Origin of the sequence: Kitasatospora sp. NPDC048239 (assembly GCF_043202015.1) — a bacterium.
Lineage (GTDB): Bacteria > Actinomycetota > Actinomycetes > Streptomycetales > Streptomycetaceae > Kitasatospora.
The window spans coordinates 1-17,222 of the sequence record NZ_JBICZP010000016.1; the positions used below are offsets into that span (position 1 = coordinate 1).

The following is a 17,222-nucleotide window of genomic DNA, read 5'->3' on the forward strand; positions in this document are numbered from 1 at the left end:
CCGCCGCGAACGGAGCGATCTTCGCCTCGGCCAGCGAACGCACCGCCTCACGGAGCATCCCGTGCTCCTCGGAGATCCGGAAGAGATCGAAGTCCGCCGCGCCTGCGCTGCCCGCCATGATGCCTGCCTCGTTCACGTGATGAAGGAATGCGTGGTGAAGGATCGTATTCAGTTAGCTACCGTTAAGTAGAGATCCTAGGGCGCTGGCCTGCGACTGCCTAGATCCGTCAGTCCACATCCGACCCCAGGGTGTCGCCGGCCCGGTGATCCTGGAAGTACTGCGCCATCCGGTCGTTGCGCATCGCCTCCCAGAGCTGCGCGGCCGGGCGCTCGTCCAACAGGACGACGCTCTGCCCGTCCCGGGTGTCGAAGCCGCCGAACGGCGCGTTCATGAACCGCACGTCGTCGGCGCGCAGCGAGCGCAGGCCCCAGGCGAGCTGGAACAGGTCGGTGTTGGAGAGCCGGTCGTCCACGCTGACCACCTCGCCCACCGACTGCAGCAGCCCGCCGAGCCGGGACGGGCTGGTCAGCGTGCCCGAGTCCATCACCCGCAGCATCAGCGCGCGGAGGAAGTTCTGCTGCCGCTTGGTGCGGTCGAGGTCCCCGCCGGGCAGCCCGTAGCGCTCGCGGACGTACAGCAGGGCCTGTTCACCGTCCATGTGGTGGGTGCCGGCCTCCCAGCGGCGGGCTTCGCCAACGCCCTCGATGGTCCGCGGGACGGTGATGTCGACCCCGCCGACGGCGTCGGTGAGGGCCCGGAAGCCGTTCCAGTCGACCACCGCGAGATGGTCGATCCGGATGCCGGTGAGGTTCTGCACGGTCTCGGTCATCAGCGCCGGGCCGCCCCAGGAGTACGCGGCGTTCAGCTTGGCCCGGCCGTGTCCGGGGATGTCCACCCAGGTGTCGCGCGCCAGCGAGACCAGCGAGGCGCTGCGGCGGTCGTCGGAGAGGTGCAGCAGCATCATGGTGTCGCTGCGGGCCGCGCCGGCCTGCCAGGCCGGGGCGGCGGCCCTGCTCCCGGTGGTGGCGGCGTCCGAGCGGGGGTCGAGGCCGACCAGCAGCAGGTTGAGGCCGCCGGCGGGGACGGGCCTCGGCTGGGCGGAGTCCGGCACGGTCGGGAAGGCGTCCGGGATCCGGGTGACGGAGGAGGCGTAGTGCTCGGCCGTCCAGTAGAGCGCGCCGGCCGTACCGACCACCAGCACCAGCAGGACGGAGAGCGTCCAGAGCAGGACCCGGCGGGTCCGGCGGCGCCGACGCGGCGGTTCGGGAGCCGGCGCCGGGTCGTGGCCGGTCTCGTCGCCGCGCGGCCCGAAGATACTCAGCCCGGCCGCGGACCGGGCCGGCTCCTCCGGCTCGGCGGGCTCTTCCGGCTCGGCGGGCTCTTCCCTCTGGGCGGGCTCCGCGGGTTCGTCCGTGCTCTCGGGCTTCGGATCCATGCGCGCATTGTGCCGTCGGTCACAGCCCGCTCGTGGGGACTGTGGTGATTTCGTGCACCTCCCGCCCCTCACCTGCCCGGAAACCGCGCTCATCACGGCCGAAACATCGGTGCTGGTAGGACGGCCTGGGCGGCACCCGACCGGGCGGATAGCATCGGTGCTCGCACGTCATGCCACTCCAGGTCGAGCTCCGCAAAGGGGAACCCGTGACCCTCCGCATCTCCGTGATCGGCACCGGCTATCTCGGCGCCACCCACGCCGCCGCCATGGCGGAGTTCGGCTTCGAGGTGCTCGGTCTCGACATCGACCCGGAAAAGATCGCCACACTGACCGCCGGCAGAGTGCCGATGTACGAGCCGGGCCTGTCCGAGCTGCTGCTCAAGCACGTGGCCGGGCACGAGGGTTCGACCGGGCGGCTGCGCTTCACCACCTCCGCCCAGGAGGCCGCCGAGTTCGGCGACGTGCACTTCGTCTGCGTCAACACCCCTCAGCGCAAGGGCGAGTTCGCCGCCGACATGTCCTATGTCGACGCCGCCATCGACGCGGTGGCCCCGCACCTGACCCGCCCGGTGCTGGTGGTCGGCAAGTCCACCGTCCCGGTCGGCTCGGCGAGCCGGCTGGCCGAGCGGCTGGCGGCGCTCGCACCGGTCGGCGAGGGCGCCGAACTCGCCTGGAACCCGGAGTTCCTGCGCGAGGGCTTCGCCGTCCAGGACACCCTGCGCCCGGACCGCATCGTGGTCGGCACCCGCAGCGAGCGGGCCGAGCAGCTGCTGCGCGAGGTGTACGCGGACCCGATCGCGGCCGGGGTGCCCTTCATGGCCACCGACTACGCGACCGCCGAGCTGGTGAAGGCGGCCGCCAACTCCTTCCTGGCCACGAAGATCTCCTTCATCAACGCGATGGCCGAGGTCTGCGAGGCGGCCGGCGCCGACGTCACCCAGCTGAGCACCGCGCTCTCCTACGACGAGCGGATCGGCGGCAAGTTCCTCAACTCGGGCCTCGGCTTCGGCGGCGGCTGCCTGCCCAAGGACATCCGCGCGTTCATGGCCCGGGCCGGGGAGCTGGGCGCCGACCAGGCGCTGACCTTCCTGCGCGAGGTGGACTCGATCAACATGCGCCGCCGCTCCCGGATGGTCGAGCTGGCCCGCGAGCAGTGCGTCGGCGGCTTCCTCGGCCGCCGGGTCGCCGTCCTCGGCGCGGCCTTCAAGCCGAACTCGGACGACATCCGGGACTCGCCCGCGCTCAACGTGGCCGCCCAGATCCAGCTCCAGGGCGCCCAGGTCACGGTGTACGACCCGAAGGCGATGGACAACGCCCGCAAGATGTTCCCGGGCCTGGCCTACGCGGACTCCCCGCTGGAGGCCGCCGAGGGCGCACACGTCGTGCTGCACCTCACCGAGTGGCAGGAGTTCCGCTCCCTCGACCCGGCCGAGCTGGGCGCGGTGGTCGCCGAGCGCCGTCTGCTGGACGGCCGCAACGTCCTGGACGCCGACGCCTGGCGCGCGGCCGGCTGGACGTACCGGGCGCTCGGGCGCCCGAGCTAGGACCCAGAGCTTGAGGCCGCCCCCGGTAGGACACCGGGGGCGGCCTCATGCTGTGGGCCGGGGTCGGGGGACGGGCCGGACTCAGCCGAGGCGGGGGATCTCGATGGCGGGGCACCTGTCCATCACCATCGCCAGCCCCGCGGCCCTGGTCCGCTCGTAGGCGGCCTGGTCGACCACGCCGAGCTGGAACCAGACACCCTTGGCGCCGATGGCGGCGGCCTCGTCGGCCACCTGGCCGGCCAGCTCGCTGTTGACGAACACGTCCACCACGTCGACCGCGAAGGGGATTTCGGCGAGGGAGGCGTAGCCCCGCTCGCCGTGGACGGTCTCCGCCTTCGGGTGCACCGGCACGATCCGCTTGCCGAAGCGCTGCAGCACCTCGGCCACGCCGTAGGCCGCGCGCCGCTCGTTGGACGAGAGCCCGACGACGGCCCAGGTGTCGCCCAGCTCGGTCAGGATCCTGCGGACGGTGTCCGGATCGCCGTACATGCCCTTGCCTCCTCGTGTCCGGGAACTCGTGAGCTGCAGCGCCGGTGGCCGCCCGGCCATTCCCACCCGCCGGGGCGGGCGCCGGGTGCCGGGCGCCCGGCCCGGCTCAGGTCCGGCCGTCCAGCTGGGCGATGGTGGCGATGGACGGGCGGCGGGTCGTCTGGAGGTCCCGGGCGACCGCCTCGGCGTCGCGCAGCACGCGTACCGCGTTGTGCCAGGTGAGCTTCCCGAGATCGTCCTGCGACCAGCCCCGGCGCAGCAGTTCGGCGATCAGGTTGGGGTAGCCGGCCACGTCGTCCAGGCCGGCGGGGAGGAAGGCGGTGCCGTCGAAGTCCCCGCCGATGCCGATGTGGTCGATGCCGGCCACCTCGCGCATGTGGTCCAGGTGGTCGGCGACGGTGCCCGGGGTGGCGACCGGGCGCGGGGAGGCCTCCTCGAAGGCGCGCTGACAGGCCATCCCGGCCGGGGTGGTGTCCAGGTGGTCGAAGCCGTGGGCGCGCATGTTCTCGTCCGCCGCGGCCGTCCACTCGATGGCGGCGGGCAGGATGAACTTGGGGACGAAGGTGGCCATCGCCACGCCGCCGTTGCCGGGCAGTTGGGCGAGCACGTCGTCCGGGATGTTGCGCGGGTGGTCGCAGACGGCGCGGGCGGAGGAGTGCGAGAAGAGCACCGGCGCCTCGGTGACCCGCAGCGCGTCGCGCATGGTGTCGGCGGAGACGTGCGAGAGGTCGACCAGCATGCCGAGCCGGTTCATCTCCCGGACGACCTCCTCGCCGAACCGGGTGAGGCCGCCGGCCGCCGGCTTGTCGGTCGCGGAGTCGGCCCACGGCAGGTTGTCGTTGTGGGTGAGCGTCAGGTACCGGACACCGAGCGCGTGGAGGGCCCGCAGGGTGGCGAGCGAGCAGTCGATGGAGTGGCCGCCCTCGGCCCCCATCAGCGAGGCGATCCGGCCCTCGGCGCGGGCGGCCGCCATGTCGTCCGCGGTCAGCGCGAGCCGGAACCGGTCGGGGTAGCGCGCGACCAGGGCGCGGACGAAGTCGATCTGCTCCAGGGTGGCGCTGACCGCGTGGTCGCCGGCCAGCCGGGCGGGGACGTAGACGGACCAGAACTGGGCGCCGACCCCGCCCGCGGCGAGGCGGGCGAGGTCGGTGTGCAGCCGGTCGCGCTGGTCGGCCGCGAGGTCGAGCGCGTCGAGGTCGTAGCCGGCCTGCTCGCGCATCGCCCAGGGGAGGTCGTTGTGCCCGTCCACCACGGGGGTGTCGCGCAGGACGGCCCGGGCCTGCTCCAGCAGGGCGGATGAATCCAACAGCTCAAATGTCATACGAGCTGTTCTATCCGTTTTGACTACTTTCCAAAGCCGAAGGCGGAGGAACCCGCCACCTTGGCCCGCAGCTTCTTGCCCTTCTCGGTGGCCTGGCTGTTCAGCTCGGCCTGGAAGTCGGTCATCTTCTCGGCCAGCTCCTGGTCGAACGCCGCCAGCATCCGCACCGCCAGCAGGCCCGCGTTGCGCGCACCGGCCACCGAGACGGTCGCCACCGGCACGCCGGCCGGCATCTGGACGATCGACAGCAGGCTGTCCATGCCGTCCAGGTAGCGCAGCGGCACCGGCACACCGATGACCGGCAGCGGGGTGACGGAGGCGAGCATGCCCGGCAGGTGGGCGGCGCCGCCGGCGCCCGCGATGATCGCCTTCAGCCCGCGCCGGTGGGCGTTCTCCCCGTACGCGACCATCTCGCGCGGCATCCGGTGCGCGGAGACCACGTCCACCTCGTAGGGGATCTCGAACTCGTCGAGGGCCTGGGCGGCCGCCTCCATCACGGGCCAGTCGGAGTCCGAGCCCATGACGATGCCGACGACGGGAGCCGTGGGGTTGCTCATTCGGTGATCGTTCCTCGCAGGTAGGCGGCCGCGTGGCGGGCGCGCTCGCGGACGTCGTCGAGGTCGTCCCCGAAGACGTTGACGTGGCCGACCTTGCGGCCGGGCTTCACGTCCTTCCCGTACATGTGGATCCGCAGGCCGGGGTCGCGGGCCATGCAGTGCAGGAAGGCGTGGTACATGTCCGGGTAGTCGCCGCCGAGGACGTTGACCATCACGGTCCACTTCGCGCGCGGCCGGGGGTCGCCGAGCGGCAGGTCGAGCACGGCCCGCAGGTGGTTCTCGAACTGCGAGGTGACGGCGCCGTCCTGGGTCCAGTGCCCGGAGTTGTGCGGCCGCATGGCCAGCTCGTTCACCAGGATCCGGCCGTCCCTGGTCTGGAACAGCTCCACCGCGAGGTGGCCGGTGATGTCCAGCTCGCCCGCGATCCGCAGGGCCAGCTGCTGGGCCTCGTCGGAGAGCGCGGGGTCGAGGTCCGGCGCGGGGGCGGTCACCTCGGCGCAGACGCCGTTCTCCTGGACGCTCTCCACCACCGGGTAGGCGACGGCCTGGCCGCTGGGCGAGCGGACCACGTTGGCGGCCAGCTCGCGGACGAAGTCGACCTTCTCCTCGGCCAGCACGGCCACGCCCGCCAGGAACGGCGCGTTCGCCTCCTGCTCGCTGCCGACGACCCAGACGCCCTTGCCGTCGTAGCCGCCGCGGACGGTCTTCAGGACGACGGGGTAGCCCGTGCCCTCGTTCGCGAAGGCGGTGACGTCGGCCGGGTCGGCGACGATCCGGTGGCGCGGGCAGGGGACGCCGATGGAGTCCAGCCGGGTCCGCATCACACCCTTGTCCTGGGCGTTGACCAGCGCGTCCGGCCCGGGGCGGACGGCGATGCCGTCGGCCTGCAGGGCGCGCAGGTGCTCGGTCGGCACGTGCTCGTGGTCGAAGGTCACCACGTCACAGCCGGCCGCGAAGCGGCGCAGGGTGTCGAGGTCGCGGTAGTCGCCGAGGACCACATCGGACACCACCTGTGCGGCGGAGTCCTGGGGCGTGTCGGCGAGGAGTTTGAAGCTGACCCCGAGCGGGATGCCCGCCTGGTGTGCCATCCGGGCCAGCTGCCCGCCGCCGATCATGCCCACCACTGGAAAATTCGCATTGCCCGGGGAAGTCACCCCGCCAGGATATCCGGGCCGGTGAGCGGCCGTGGAACCACCGGGTGGCAGGGAGCGTGATGAAGAAGGGGAACGCCCTGGGGGCTGAGCCGATCGGCCGAACCGGGTAGCCTGGTCCGCTAGGTCCTGGTACGCGCGGTCCGATGATGTGCGTGCACGCAGGGCTGAAGGGCAACCGCGCACCCGCACCGGCCCTTTTGTCCGCAGGCGCATGGAGGCAGCCCGGTATGACGACGACCGCAGCTTCGAACCTCTCGCTGGCCAGCCGACTGCGCGGCCTCTCAAGCGAGGTCGTGAAGTTCGGCATCGTCGGCCTGAGCGGTGTGGCGATCAACTTCCTGGTCTTCTGGGCCTGCATCAACGGCCTGGGCCTGGCCTCGCTGCGCTCCAACGTGGTGGCCACGCTGGTCGCCATCGCCACCAACTACCTCGGCTACCGCTACTGGCTGTACCGGGACCGGGACGCGGCCTCGCGCAAGCGGGAGATCACCCTGTTCCTGCTGTTCAGCGGCGCCGGGATGCTGATCGAGACCGGCGTGCTGGGCTTCTCCGTCTACGTGCTCGGCCTGACCTCGCACTTCGAGCAGCTGGCCGCCAAGGTCGCGGGCCTGGCCGTGGGCACGGTGTTCCGCTTCGTCTCGTACCGGACCTGGGTGTTCAAGGCGATTCCCGAGCTGCCCGAGGACACCGGGCTCGCCGCGCAGGCCGAGCTGATGCTGGCCGCCGAGGAGAGCCGGCTCGCCAAGGCCGAGTAGGCCCGGCTTCCGGGCCGCTTGGCCCCGCTGCGGCGCGGGCGCGGGACGCGCCTCAGCCGCCCTTCTGGCTCCGGCCGAGGAACAGCGCGAACACCGGCGGCCGCAGCGACAGCAGTTCCAGCCGCCCGCCGTCCGCCTCCGCGAGGTCGCGGGCGACGGCCAGCCCGATACCGGTCGAGTTGCGCCCGCTGACCGCGCGTTCGAAGACCCGGTTGCCCAGCTCCGGCGGCACGCCCGCCCCCTGGTCCTGCACCTCGACCACCACCGACGTCCCCGAGGGCCGCACCCGCAGGGTGATCGTCCCGGCGCCGTGCATCAGCGAGTTCTCGATCAGGGTGGCCAGCACCTGGGCGACCGTGCCGGGGGTGCCGACGGTGGCGACCCCGCGCAGGCCCTCCACCTGGAGCACCCGGCGGGTGTCGCGCAGCGACGGTCCCCACTCCTCCACCTGCTGCTTGATCACGTCGTCCAGGTCGAAGGCGACGGCGGTGGGGCTGCGCGGGTCCCGCTGGTTGGTGAGCAGCCGCTGGACGACGTCGGTGAGCCGCTCGACCTGCTGGAGGGCGATGGTCGCCTCCTCCTTGACCGTCTCCGGGTCCTCGGCCAGCGCGGTGATCTCCTCCAGCCGCATGGAGAGCGCGGTGAGCGGGGTGCGCAGCTGGTGGGAGGCGTCGGCGGCGAGCCGGCGCTCGGCGGTGAGCATCCGGGCGATCCGTTCGGCGCTGACGTCCAGCACCTCGGCGACCCGGTCGAGCTCCGGTACGCCGTAGCGGCGGTCGCGCGGACGGGGGTCGCCCGAGCCGAGCCGCTCGGCGGTCTCGGCGAGGTCGGTGAGCGGGCGGGCGAGCCGCTTGGCCTGCCAGACGGCGAGGGCGACGGCGGCCTGGACGGCCAGCAGGGCGACCACCCCGAGCAGCAGGAGCATGTTGGCGATCTCGTGGTCGACGGCCGCCCGGGACTGCTCGACGGTGACGGTCTCGCCGCTGTTGCCCTTCTCGACGGCCTTCAGCAGGTGGCTCCCGGCCGGCCGGGAGCCGCTGGAGACGATCGGCTGGCCGGGGATGTCCACCTCGACGTAGCTGCCGTCGGTGACCTGGTTGGCGAACTTGTCCCCGGTGACCGGCTCGCCCGCCGCGAGGCGGTTCTCCACCAGGCCGAGCACCCGGACGGCGGCCGCGTCCACCCGGTCCTGGGCGGCGTTGACGATGGTGCGCTTCTCGACCAGGGCGAGCGGGACGCAGAACACCGCGACCACCACCAGGACGACGCCCAGCAGCGAGTTGATCATCCGGCGTTTCACGCTGCCGCTCCCATTGGTGTCGCTACCTGCTGACGGTCCCAGGCGTGTCCGCCGAGCCGCCTCGGACCCGGCGGGACCTTGCAGACACGCCCTAGTTCTTCTCGAAGCGGAAGCCCACCCCGCGCACGGTGGCGATGTAACGGGGGTTGGCGGCGTCGTCGCCGAGCTTCTTGCGCAGCCAGGAGATGTGCATGTCCAGGGTCTTGGTGGAGGTCCACCAGGTGGTGTCCCAGACCTGCCGCATGATCTCCTCGCGGGTGACCACCCGGCCGGCGTCGCGCACCAGCACCCGCAGCAGCTCGAACTCCTTGGCGGAGAGGGTGAGCTCCTCCTCGCCGAGCCAGGCGCGGTGCGACTCGATGTCGATCTTCACGCCGTGCGCGCCGGTGGTGAGCTGGTCGACGTTGCCGCGCCGGAGCAGGGCGCGGACGCGGGCGAGCAGTTCGGCCAGGCGGAAGGGCTTGGTGACGTAGTCGTCGGCGCCGGCGTCCAGGCCGACCACGGTGTCCACCTCGTCGGCGCGGGCGGTGAGCACCAGGACGGGGCAGCTCTTGCCGTCGGCGCGCAGCCGGCGGCAGACCTCCAGGCCGTCCATCTCGGGCAGTCCGAGGTCGAGGACGACGAGGTCGACCTCCTCGGTGAGTCCGGCGGCCAGTGCGGTCGGACCGTCCTCGCGGACGAGCACCTCATAGCCCTCGCGTCGCAGGGCCCGGGCGAGCGGTTCGGAGATCGCCGGATCGTCCTCGGCGAGCAGCACACAGGTCATGTGGTGATGGTAGTCGGCCGGGGTATGGCGGTCGGCGCTGTGAAGTAGTTCACAGCGCGTGATCGTTATGCGGAGGGTGATCACCGCTCAACGGACATGCCCGGACCGCTCGTTCGGCGAAGAATCTGCTTTTCGATCTTGAAACCGAAGGAATATGTCCGGCCCTACCATGGATCGACATGGGAAATCGGTGGCAGATTTTGCCATTACGAGACCTGATTGGCCTCTTTTGTCAGCTGATGACGCCAAATATCGCCACGTAGAGTGGTTCCGTCCACGTCCGCCGCCACCCCCCTTGGCGGACGCTGTCAGGCAAGGAACCCCTATTCATGGCGTCTACGACCCTGGACGCCGACGTTTCGTCGGCCTCTCCCAGCGGCAAGACCTTCCTCGGGCACCCCCGCGGACTCGCCACCCTCTTCATGAGCGAGATGTGGGAGCGCTTCAGCTACTACGGCATGCGTGCCCTGCTGGTGCTCTACATGACGGCCTCCATCGCGGAGGGCGGGCTCGGCATGAAGGCGGCTGTCGCCGCCGCCGTGTACAGCGTGTACACGGCCATGGTCTACCTGCTCGCCCTGCCGGGCGGCTGGATCGCGGACCGCTTCCTCGGCGCACGCAAGACCGTCGCCCTCGGCGGCTCGATCATCATGATCGGCCACTTCCTGCTGGCGGTGCCGGCGAGCGTGTCGTTCTTCGTCGGCCTCGCGTTCATCGCGGTCGGCTCGGGTCTCCTCAAGGCCAACATCTCGACGATGGTCGGGCACCTCTACGACGGGCCGAACGACCCGCGCCGTGACGGTGGCTTCACCATCTTCTACATGGGCATCAACCTCGGTGCCTTCGCCGCCCCGCTGGTCATCGGCACCGTCGGCCAGAGCGTGAACTGGCACCTCGGCTTCGCCCTGGCCGGTATCGGCATGGCACTCGGCCTGACCCAGTTCCTCCTCGGCACCCGCCACCTCAGCGCCAAGAGCGACGTGGTGACCTCGCCGATCTCGCCCGCCGAGAAGAGCGCGATCTTCAAGAAGGCCGGCCTCTGGCTGGCCGTCGCCGCCGTCTTCTACGCGGTCGTGGCCCTGACCGGCCACTTCACCATCGACTGGGCGATCTGGCCGCTGTCCATCGCGGGCATCGCGATCCCGGTCTTCGTCTTCGCCAAGGTGAAGCGCGACAAGGACCTCGACGAGGCCGAGAAGTCCCGGATGAGCGGCTACATCTGGTTCTTCGTCGCCGCCGCCGTCTTCTGGATGATCTACGACCAGTCGGGCTCGACGCTGAGCATCTTCGCGGACGAGAACACCGCGTCGAAGCTGTTCGGCCTCAACTTCCCGTCGACCTGGTTCCAGTCGCTGAACCCGCTGTACATCATGGCGCTGGCCCCGGTCTTCGCCTGGCTCTGGGTGGCCCTGTCCCGCAAGGCCAAGAACCCCAGCACCACCGTGAAGTTCGCCTTCGGCCTGCTGATGATCGGCGCGTCCTTCCTCGTCATGATGCTGGCGATGGCCGCCGCCTCGGGCGGCACCAAGGTCACCCCGCTCTGGCTGGCCCTGGTCTACCTGGTCCAGACCGTCGGCGAGCTCACCCTCTCGCCGGTCGGCCTCTCCGTCACCACCAAGCTGGCCCCCACGAAGTACGCCAGCCAGATGATGGGTGTCTGGTTCCTCGCCGTCACCGCCGGTGACTGCGTCGCGGCCATCTCGCAGCTGGTCCTCGGCGACAAGGTGGTCGGCTCCACCGGCTACTTCGCGGTCCAGGGCCTGCTGGCGATCCTCGCCGGTGTGGCGCTGTGGATGTACCGCAGGAAGGTCGTGAAGCTGATGGGCGACGTCCACTGACGCGCCGCTGACGCCGCCCCGGGCCACACCGCCGGGGCACCGCCGGGGTGCTGCGCCTCGGGACGGGACCGGTACGGATCACACGATCCGTACCGGTCCTTTTTCCGCTGCGGCGCCGTACCCCGGCATGTCAGGGTGTCGGTCATGCCGACCGAATCCCTCCCCCGCCAACTCGCCCGCACCCGCCGCTTCTCGCTGGGCGCGCCCGCCCAGCCCGTCGTCTGCGCCGACGGCCGGACGGTGCTGTTCCTGCGCAGCCGCACCGGGGACGACCCGGTCACCTGCCTCTGGGCGCTGGACGCCGACACCGGCGAGGAGCGGCTGCTGGCCGACCCGGCGGCGCTGGCCGGCGCCGCCGAGGACCTCCCGGAGGCCGAGCGGATCCGCCGCGAGCGGGCCCGTGTCCACGCCGCCGGCATCACCGCCTTCGCCGCCGACGCCGCGGGCCGCACGGTCGCCTTCGCCCTGGGCGGGGCGCTCTGGACGGCCGACCCGGCGGACGGCGCCGTCCGCCGGATAGCGACCGCCACCACGGTCTACGACCCGCGCCCCGACCCGACCGGGCGCCGGATCGCCTACGTGGGCGACGGCGCGCTGCGCGTGGTCGGCGCCGACGGCGGCGGCGACCGCGCCCTGGCCGAGCCCGAGCACGCCGAGGTCGCGTACGGCGTCCCCGACCACGTCGCCGCGGAGTCCATGTACCGCACCCGGGCGTACTGGTGGTCGCCGGACGGCACCCGGCTGCTCGCCGCCCGGGTGGACAACAGCCCGCTCAGCCGCCTCCACCTGGCCGACCCGGCCGATCCGGCCCGCCCGCCGCGCGTGCTGCGCTACCCGCTGGCCGGCACCGCCAACGCCGACGTCGGCCTCTGGCTGCTCGACCTCGACGGCGGCCGTACCGAGGTCCGCTGGGACCGCGCCGGCTACGAGTACCTGACCGCCGCCGGCTGGGACGCCCACGGCCCGTTCGCCGCCGTGCAGAGCCGCGACCAGCGGACCGTCCGCACCCTGGCCGTCGACCCGGCCGACGGCGCCACCCGGCTGCTCGCCGAACGGCGCGACGAGCACTGGGTGGAGCTCCTCCCCGGCCTGCCCGTCCGGACCGCCGCCGGGGCCCTGGTCGACTCCGCCGACCTCGACGGCACGCGGTTCCTGACCCTCGACGGCACGCCGGTCACACCGCCCGGCCTCCAGCTGCGCGCGGTGCTCGGGACCGACGGCGGGCAGCTGCTCTTCACCGCCTCCGACGAGCCGACCGAGACCCACCTGTGGCGGTACGACCCCGCCGAGGGCGCCGTACGGCTGAGCTCCGCGCCCGGCGTGCACACCGGCGTGCAGCGCGCCGGCACGCTCGTCCACACCGCCCGGACGCCCGGCGCACCCGGCGGCCGCACCACCGTCCAGCGAGGTGGGCGCCCCGCCGTCGAGCTGCGCTCGCACACGCGGCCGCCCGTCCTCACCGCCCGCCCCGAGCTGCTCCGGCTGGGCCCGCGCGAGCTGCGCGGCACGCTCTTCCTCCCGGCCGGCCACCGGCCCGGCGACGGCCCGCTGCCCGTCCTGCTCGACCCGTACGGCGGGCCCGCGATGCAGAAGGCCACCGCGGCCGGCGGCTGGCCGGACCTGGTCTCCCAGTGGTTCGCCGACCAGGGCTTCGCCGTCCTGGTGGTGGACGGACGCGGCACCCCCGGCCGCGGCCCGCGCTGGGAGAAGGCCGTCTTCGGCGACATCGCCACACCGGTCCTGGAGGACCAGGTCGAGGCGCTGCAGGAGACCGCCCGCATCCGGCCGGGCCTGCTCGACCTCGACCGGGTCGGCATCCGCGGCTGGTCCTTCGGCGGCTACCTCGCCGCGCTGGCCGTGCTGCGCCGCCCGGACGTCTTCCACGCCGCCGTCGCCGGGGCCGCGCCCACCGACCACCGGCTGTACGACACCCACTGGAAGGAGCGCTTCCTCGGCCACCCCGACGAGCACCCTGAGGACTACGACGCCTGCTCGCTGATCCCCGACGCCGCCGGCCTGCGCCGCCCGCTGCTGCTGGTCCACGGCATGGCCGACGACAACGTGCTGCCCGCGCACGCGCTGCGGCTCTCCGCCGCGCTGCTCGCCGCCGGGCGGCCGCACGAGCTGCTCCCGCTCAGCGGGGTCACCCACTCCCCGAGCGACGAGACGGTGGCGGAGAACCTGCTGCTGCACCAGCTGGACTTCCTGCGGCGCAGCCTCGGCGGCTAGGGCCTAGGCGGCGCGGGCGGGCGGGCTCAGACCTCCCTGACCCCCGCCCGCCAGACGGCGGCGGTCAGCGGGACGCCCGGGCGGTAGGCCAGGTGGACGTGCGAGGGGGCGTCCAGCAGCAGCAGGTCCGCCCGGGCGCCCACCGCGACGGTGCCGACGTCGCCGCGGCGCAGCGCGTGGGCGCCGCCGGCGGTGGCGGCGTGCACGGCCTCGTCCGGGGTCATGCCCATCTCCCGGACGGCGACCGCGATGCAGAACGCCATCGAGCTGGTGAAGCTGGAGCCCGGGTTGCAGTCGGTGGACAGCGCGACGACGGCGCCCGCGTCGAGCAGCCGGCGCGCGTCCGGGTAGGGGGCGCGAGTGGAGAACTCGGCGCCGGGCAGCAGGGTCGCCACGGTGGCCGAGCCGGCCAGTGCGGCCACGTCCTCGTCGGTGAGGTGGGTGCAGTGGTCGGCGGAGGCGGCGCCCAGCTCCACGGCGAGCTGCACGCCCGGGCCGTAGGAGAGCTGGTTGGCGTGCACCCGGGGGGTCAGGCCGCGCTCGACGCCGGCGGTGAGGATCGCCCGGGCCTGGTCGCCGTCGAAGGCGCCGTTCTCGCAGAACACGTCCACCCAGCGGGCGTAGGGCGCGCAGGCGTCCAGCATGTCGCCGGTGACCAGGTCGACGTACCCGGCCGGGTCCTCGGCGTACTCGGGGGCGACCACGTGGGCGCCGAGGTAGGTGGTCTCGGGGGTGTACGAGGAGGCGATCCGCAGGGCCCGGGCCTCGTCCACCACGGTCAGGCCGTAGCCGGACTTGCACTCGATGGTGGTGGTGCCCTGGCGCAGCGCCTCGCGGACGAACCGGGCCAGGTTGGCGTCCAGTTCGGCGTCGGTGGCGGCGCGGGTGGCGGCCACCGTGGTGCGGATGCCGCCGGCGGTGTAGGCCTGGCCGGACATCCGGGCGTTGAACTCGGCGGTGCGGTCGCCCGCGAACACCAGGTGGGCGTGCGAGTCGACGAAGCCGGGCAGCAGCGCCCGCCCGGCGGCGTCGAACCGCTCGTCGGCGGCGGGCGCCTCGGCGGCCGGGCCGACCCAGGCGACGGTGCCGCCGTCCACCACCACGGCCGCGTCGGTGAGCAGGCCGAGCGGCCCGGTCCCGTGCGTGGGGTCGTTGGTGACCAGGCTGCCGATGCCGGTGATCAGGGTGCTCGGCATGCCCTGGTTCTTCGAGGTGCTCGGGGTGCTCACGTCGGGCCTTTCACACTTGGCCCGGGGGCGGGGCGGGGTGGGCCCCCCCCCCGCCCCCGGGGGTTGGGGGGTGTCTCAGCAGCTGAGTGCGTCGATCGAGGCGCGCAGCGCGCCGGGGACGTCCGGCACCAGCTGGTGCACACCGTCCCGGACGACGTGCCGGCCGCCGACCACCAGGTGCCGGACGTCGGCGGCCGAGGCGGCGTACACCGCGATCTCGGCACCGAGCCGGGCGGGCGGCCCGGCGGTGCGCACCGAGTCCAGCGCGATCACGGTGAAGTCGGCCAGCGAGCCGGCCTCGATCCGCCCGGCCTCCGGCCAGCCGAGCGAGGCGTGCCCGTCCTCGGTGCCCGCCCGCAGCAGCGAGTTGGCCGTCCAGTGGCCGCGGGTGCGGGTGCGCAGCCGCTCGTTCAGCTCCAGCGCCCGGGCCTCCTCGAACGGGTCGATGACCGCGTGGCTGTCGCTGCCGAGGGTGACCGGGCAGCCGGCCGAGGCCAGCTGGCGGGCCGGGCCGATGCCGTCCGCGAGGTCCCGCTCGGTGGTGGGGCACATGCAGATGGTGGTCGAGGAGTCGGTCAGGAGCTTGACGTCCTCCTCGGTGAGGTGGGTGGCGTGCACGGCGGAGGTGCGCGGGCCGAGCGCGCCGTGGTCGGCGAGCAGCCGGGTCGGGGTGACGCCGTGCGCGGCGAGGCAGGCGTCGTTCTCGGCGGTCTGCTCGGAGAGGTGGACGTGCAGCGGTGCCTCGCGCTCCGCCGCCCACTGCGCGACGGTGCCGATCTGCTCGGCCGGGACGGCCCGCACCGAGTGGACGGCGGCGCCGATCCGGGCGTGGTCGCGGGCCTTCAGCGCGCTCGCCCGCTCGGCCCAGGCGTCGGCGTCGCCGTCGCCGAACCGCAGCTGCGGCTTGGTCGGTTCGGCGCCGAAGCCCGAGGACAGGTAGCAGGTGTCCAGCAGGGTGATCCGGATGCCGGCCCGGGCGGCGGCCTCGATCAGCGCCTCGCCCATCGCGTTGGGGTCGTCGTAGCGGCCCCCGCCGGGTGCGTGGTGCAGGTAGTGGAACTCCCCCACCGCGGTGATCCCGGCGAGCGCCATCTCGGCGTAGACGGCGGTGGCGAGCGCCAGGTAGCCGTCCGGGTCGAGCGCTCCGGCGAAGCGGTACATGGTGTCCCGCCAGGTCCAGAAGGTCCCGGAGCCGACCTGGACGCTGCCGCGCAGCGCCCGGTGGAAGGCGTGCGAGTGGGCGTTCGCCTGCCCGGGCAGCAGCAGCCCCTCCAGCCGGACGGCGCCGGGCGGGCAGGGCCCGCTGTCGGGCGTCACCCTGGTGATCCGGCCGCCGGCCCCGGTGGCGATCAGGACGTCCTGCTCCACCACCGGCCCGTTGACGTGCGGGAGCCAGGCGTACTGCGCCCAGTAGGTCACTGACACGCCAGGTCCTCCAGTACGTCGGCCAGGGCGGCGACCCCGGCGAGGCAGTCGGCCTCCTCGGCGTGCTCCGTCGGGGAGTGCGAGACGCCGCTCGGGTTGCGCACGAACAGCATGGCGGTCGGAATGGCAGATGCCAGGATTCCGGCGTCGTGTCCCGCGCCGGTCGGCAGGACCGGGACTCCGCCGAGCGTCTTGGCGAGGCGGTCGCGCAGCGGCCCGTCGAAGTCCACCACCGGGGTGTAGGACTCGCGGGTCAGCTCGACCCGGACGCCGTCGCGTTCGCCGCGTTCGGCGGCGGCGTGCTCGATCTCCTCGACCAGCGCGGTGAGCGTGCGCTCGTCGGCGGCCCGGGAGTCCAGCCAGCCGCGGACCAGCGAGGCGATCGCGTTGGTGCCGTTGGGCTCGACCGCGACCTTGCCGAAGGTGGCCAGGGCGCCCGCGAGCCTCGCCTTCTTCCGTGCGGCGAGCACGGTGTTGGCGTAGGTGAGCATCGGGTCGCGGCGGTCCTCGATCCGGGTGGTGCCGGCGTGGTTGGCCTCGCCGTGGAAGTCGAACCGCCAGCGGCCGTGCGGCCAGATCGCGCTGGCCACGCCGACCGGCTGGTCCTCGCCGAGGTAGCGGCCCTGCTCGACGTGGAGTTCGACGAAGGCGCCGATCCGGGCCAGCCGGTCGCCGTCCGCGCCGATGGCGGCCGGGTCGTAGCCGGCCTTCTCCATCGCGTCGGGCAGCCGGACGCCGTCCGCGTCGCGCAGCTCGTAGGCCTGTTCGCGGCCCAGGACCCCGGCGGAGAGCCGGGATCCGATGCAGGCCACCCCGAACCGGGCGCCCTCCTCGTCGCCGAAGTTGACGATGGCCAGCGGCCGCTCGAACGCGGCCCCCCGCTCGCGGAGCTCGTCGAGCGCCGCGAAGGAGGAGACCACGCCGAGCGGGCCGTCGAAGGCGCCGCCGTCGGGTACGGAGTCCAGGTGCGAGCCGGTGACGATCGCGCCTTCGCCCCGCGGGTCGCCCAGCCAGGCCCACTGGTTGCCGTTGCGGTCGAGCTCGTAGGTCAGGCCGCGCCCGACGGCCTGCTCCTCGAACCAGGCACGGCACTCGGCGTCGGCGGAGTTCCAGGCGAACCGGCGGTAGCCGCCGGAGGAGGCGGAGCGGCCCACCGGGAGCAGCTCCGCCCACATCTCA

General features: G+C 73.0%; 14 protein-coding genes and 1 pseudogene. 4 read left to right on the forward strand and 11 right to left on the reverse strand.

The genetic code is table 11. From position 1 onward, the window contains the following. Positions 1-118: pseudogene (locus ACGFZP_RS31925) on the reverse strand (acyl-CoA dehydrogenase); the annotation flags it as partial. Positions 119-227: 109 nt separating this feature from the next. Next, positions 228-1,436, reverse strand: coding sequence for an LCP family protein (locus ACGFZP_RS31930; RefSeq protein ID WP_392939641.1), 1,209 nt, complete (start codon positions 1,434-1,436; stop codon positions 228-230). Positions 1,437-1,642: 206 nt separating this feature from the next. On the opposite strand from ACGFZP_RS31930, the gene ACGFZP_RS31935 reads away from it, so the two are divergent. Next, positions 1,643-2,980 carry a UDP-glucose dehydrogenase family protein gene (locus tag ACGFZP_RS31935; RefSeq protein ID WP_392939642.1) on the forward strand — a complete coding sequence of 446 codons (1,338 nt, stop codon included), beginning with the start codon at positions 1,643-1,645 and terminating at the stop codon, positions 2,978-2,980. An 81-nt stretch (positions 2,981-3,061) separates the two neighbouring features. Here ACGFZP_RS31935 and ACGFZP_RS31940 read toward each other — a convergent pair whose 3' ends face one another. The 4 genes from ACGFZP_RS31940 to ACGFZP_RS31955 all read right to left on the reverse strand — a co-directional run bounded on the left by ACGFZP_RS31940 (position 3,062) and on the right by ACGFZP_RS31955 (position 6,462). Continuing rightward, positions 3,062-3,469 carry a CoA-binding protein gene (locus tag ACGFZP_RS31940; RefSeq protein WP_392939644.1) on the reverse strand — a complete coding sequence of 136 codons (408 nt, stop codon included), beginning with the start codon at positions 3,467-3,469 and terminating at the stop codon, positions 3,062-3,064. Between the two features lie 106 nt (positions 3,470-3,575). Then, complete coding sequence (locus tag ACGFZP_RS31945; RefSeq protein ID WP_392939645.1) at positions 3,576-4,790, reverse strand: dipeptidase; 1,215 nt, start codon at positions 4,788-4,790, stop codon at positions 3,576-3,578. Positions 4,791-4,813: 23 nt separating this feature from the next. After that, a complete protein-coding gene (purE, locus tag ACGFZP_RS31950) occupies positions 4,814-5,347 on the reverse strand; it encodes a 5-(carboxyamino)imidazole ribonucleotide mutase (RefSeq protein WP_387948521.1) in 534 nt (177 codons plus the stop codon). Further along, on the reverse strand, positions 5,344-6,462 hold the full coding sequence (locus ACGFZP_RS31955) for a 5-(carboxyamino)imidazole ribonucleotide synthase (protein ID WP_392939647.1): 1,119 nt from the start codon (positions 6,460-6,462) through the stop codon (positions 5,344-5,346). Before ACGFZP_RS31955 ends, purE begins: the two co-directional genes overlap by 4 nt. A gap of 266 nt (positions 6,463-6,728) precedes the next feature. On the opposite strand from ACGFZP_RS31955, the gene ACGFZP_RS31960 reads away from it, so the two are divergent. After that, positions 6,729-7,256 carry a GtrA family protein gene (locus tag ACGFZP_RS31960; RefSeq protein ID WP_392939648.1) on the forward strand — a complete coding sequence of 176 codons (528 nt, stop codon included), beginning with the start codon at positions 6,729-6,731 and terminating at the stop codon, positions 7,254-7,256. Between the two features lie 52 nt (positions 7,257-7,308). Here the strand turns inward: ACGFZP_RS31960 and ACGFZP_RS31965 are convergent, their stop codons facing one another. Next, on the reverse strand, positions 7,309-8,556 hold the full coding sequence (locus ACGFZP_RS31965; RefSeq protein ID WP_392939650.1) for an ATP-binding protein: 1,248 nt from the start codon (positions 8,554-8,556) through the stop codon (positions 7,309-7,311). 91 nt (positions 8,557-8,647) lie between these two features. Beyond that, a complete protein-coding gene (locus ACGFZP_RS31970; protein WP_030290974.1) occupies positions 8,648-9,322 on the reverse strand; it encodes a response regulator transcription factor in 675 nt (224 codons plus the stop codon). A 329-nt stretch (positions 9,323-9,651) separates the two neighbouring features. Between ACGFZP_RS31970 and ACGFZP_RS31975 the strand changes: the two genes are divergently transcribed. Both ACGFZP_RS31975 and ACGFZP_RS31980 read left to right on the forward strand, forming a co-directional pair. Further along, a complete protein-coding gene (locus ACGFZP_RS31975) occupies positions 9,652-11,160 on the forward strand; it encodes a peptide MFS transporter (RefSeq protein WP_392939652.1) in 1,509 nt (502 codons plus the stop codon). Positions 11,161-11,304: 144 nt separating this feature from the next. Beyond that, positions 11,305-13,389: a prolyl oligopeptidase family serine peptidase gene (locus ACGFZP_RS31980; protein ID WP_392939653.1), complete on the forward strand. Its 2,085-nt coding sequence runs from the start codon at positions 11,305-11,307 to the stop codon at positions 13,387-13,389. A 26-nt stretch (positions 13,390-13,415) separates the two neighbouring features. Here ACGFZP_RS31980 and hutI read toward each other — a convergent pair whose 3' ends face one another. The 3 genes from hutI to ACGFZP_RS31995 all read right to left on the reverse strand — a co-directional run bounded on the left by hutI (position 13,416) and on the right by ACGFZP_RS31995 (position 17,218). Further along, positions 13,416-14,585, reverse strand: a complete 1,170-nt coding sequence (gene hutI, locus ACGFZP_RS31985) for an imidazolonepropionase (protein WP_392939874.1) — start codon at positions 14,583-14,585, stop codon at positions 13,416-13,418. A 108-nt stretch (positions 14,586-14,693) separates the two neighbouring features. After that, positions 14,694-16,043 carry a formimidoylglutamate deiminase gene (locus ACGFZP_RS31990; RefSeq protein WP_392939655.1) on the reverse strand — a complete coding sequence of 450 codons (1,350 nt, stop codon included), beginning with the start codon at positions 16,041-16,043 and terminating at the stop codon, positions 14,694-14,696. Continuing rightward, on the reverse strand, positions 16,034-17,218 hold the full coding sequence (locus ACGFZP_RS31995; protein WP_392939875.1) for an allantoate amidohydrolase: 1,185 nt from the start codon (positions 17,216-17,218) through the stop codon (positions 16,034-16,036). Before ACGFZP_RS31995 ends, ACGFZP_RS31990 begins: the two co-directional genes overlap by 10 nt. Positions 17,219-17,222: the final 4 nt, after the last annotated feature.

What these genes read in the sequence shown, in the direction of transcription:
- ACGFZP_RS31930 (WP_392939641.1), bottom strand. Translation starts at nt 1,436, where the DNA reads ATGGATCCGAAGCCCGAGAGCACGGACGAACCCGCGGAGCCCGCCCAG.
- ACGFZP_RS31940 (WP_392939644.1), bottom strand. Translation starts at nt 3,469, where the DNA reads ATGTACGGCGATCCGGACACCGTCCGCAGGATCCTGACCGAGCTGGGC.
- ACGFZP_RS31945 (WP_392939645.1), bottom strand. Translation starts at nt 4,790, where the DNA reads ATGACATTTGAGCTGTTGGATTCATCCGCCCTGCTGGAGCAGGCCCGG.
- purE (WP_387948521.1), bottom strand. Translation starts at nt 5,347, where the DNA reads ATGAGCAACCCCACGGCTCCCGTCGTCGGCATCGTCATGGGCTCGGAC.
- ACGFZP_RS31955 (WP_392939647.1), bottom strand. Translation starts at nt 6,462, where the DNA reads ATGATCGGCGGCGGGCAGCTGGCCCGGATGGCACACCAGGCGGGCATC.
- ACGFZP_RS31960 (WP_392939648.1), top strand. Translation starts at nt 6,729, where the DNA reads ATGACGACGACCGCAGCTTCGAACCTCTCGCTGGCCAGCCGACTGCGC.
- ACGFZP_RS31970 (WP_030290974.1), bottom strand. Translation starts at nt 9,322, where the DNA reads ATGACCTGTGTGCTGCTCGCCGAGGACGATCCGGCGATCTCCGAACCG.
- ACGFZP_RS31975 (WP_392939652.1), top strand. Translation starts at nt 9,652, where the DNA reads ATGGCGTCTACGACCCTGGACGCCGACGTTTCGTCGGCCTCTCCCAGC.
- ACGFZP_RS31980 (WP_392939653.1), top strand. Translation starts at nt 11,305, where the DNA reads ATGCCGACCGAATCCCTCCCCCGCCAACTCGCCCGCACCCGCCGCTTC.
- hutI (WP_392939874.1), bottom strand. Translation starts at nt 14,585, where the DNA reads ATGCCGAGCACCCTGATCACCGGCATCGGCAGCCTGGTCACCAACGAC.
- ACGFZP_RS31995 (WP_392939875.1), bottom strand. Translation starts at nt 17,218, where the DNA reads ATGTGGGCGGAGCTGCTCCCGGTGGGCCGCTCCGCCTCCTCCGGCGGC.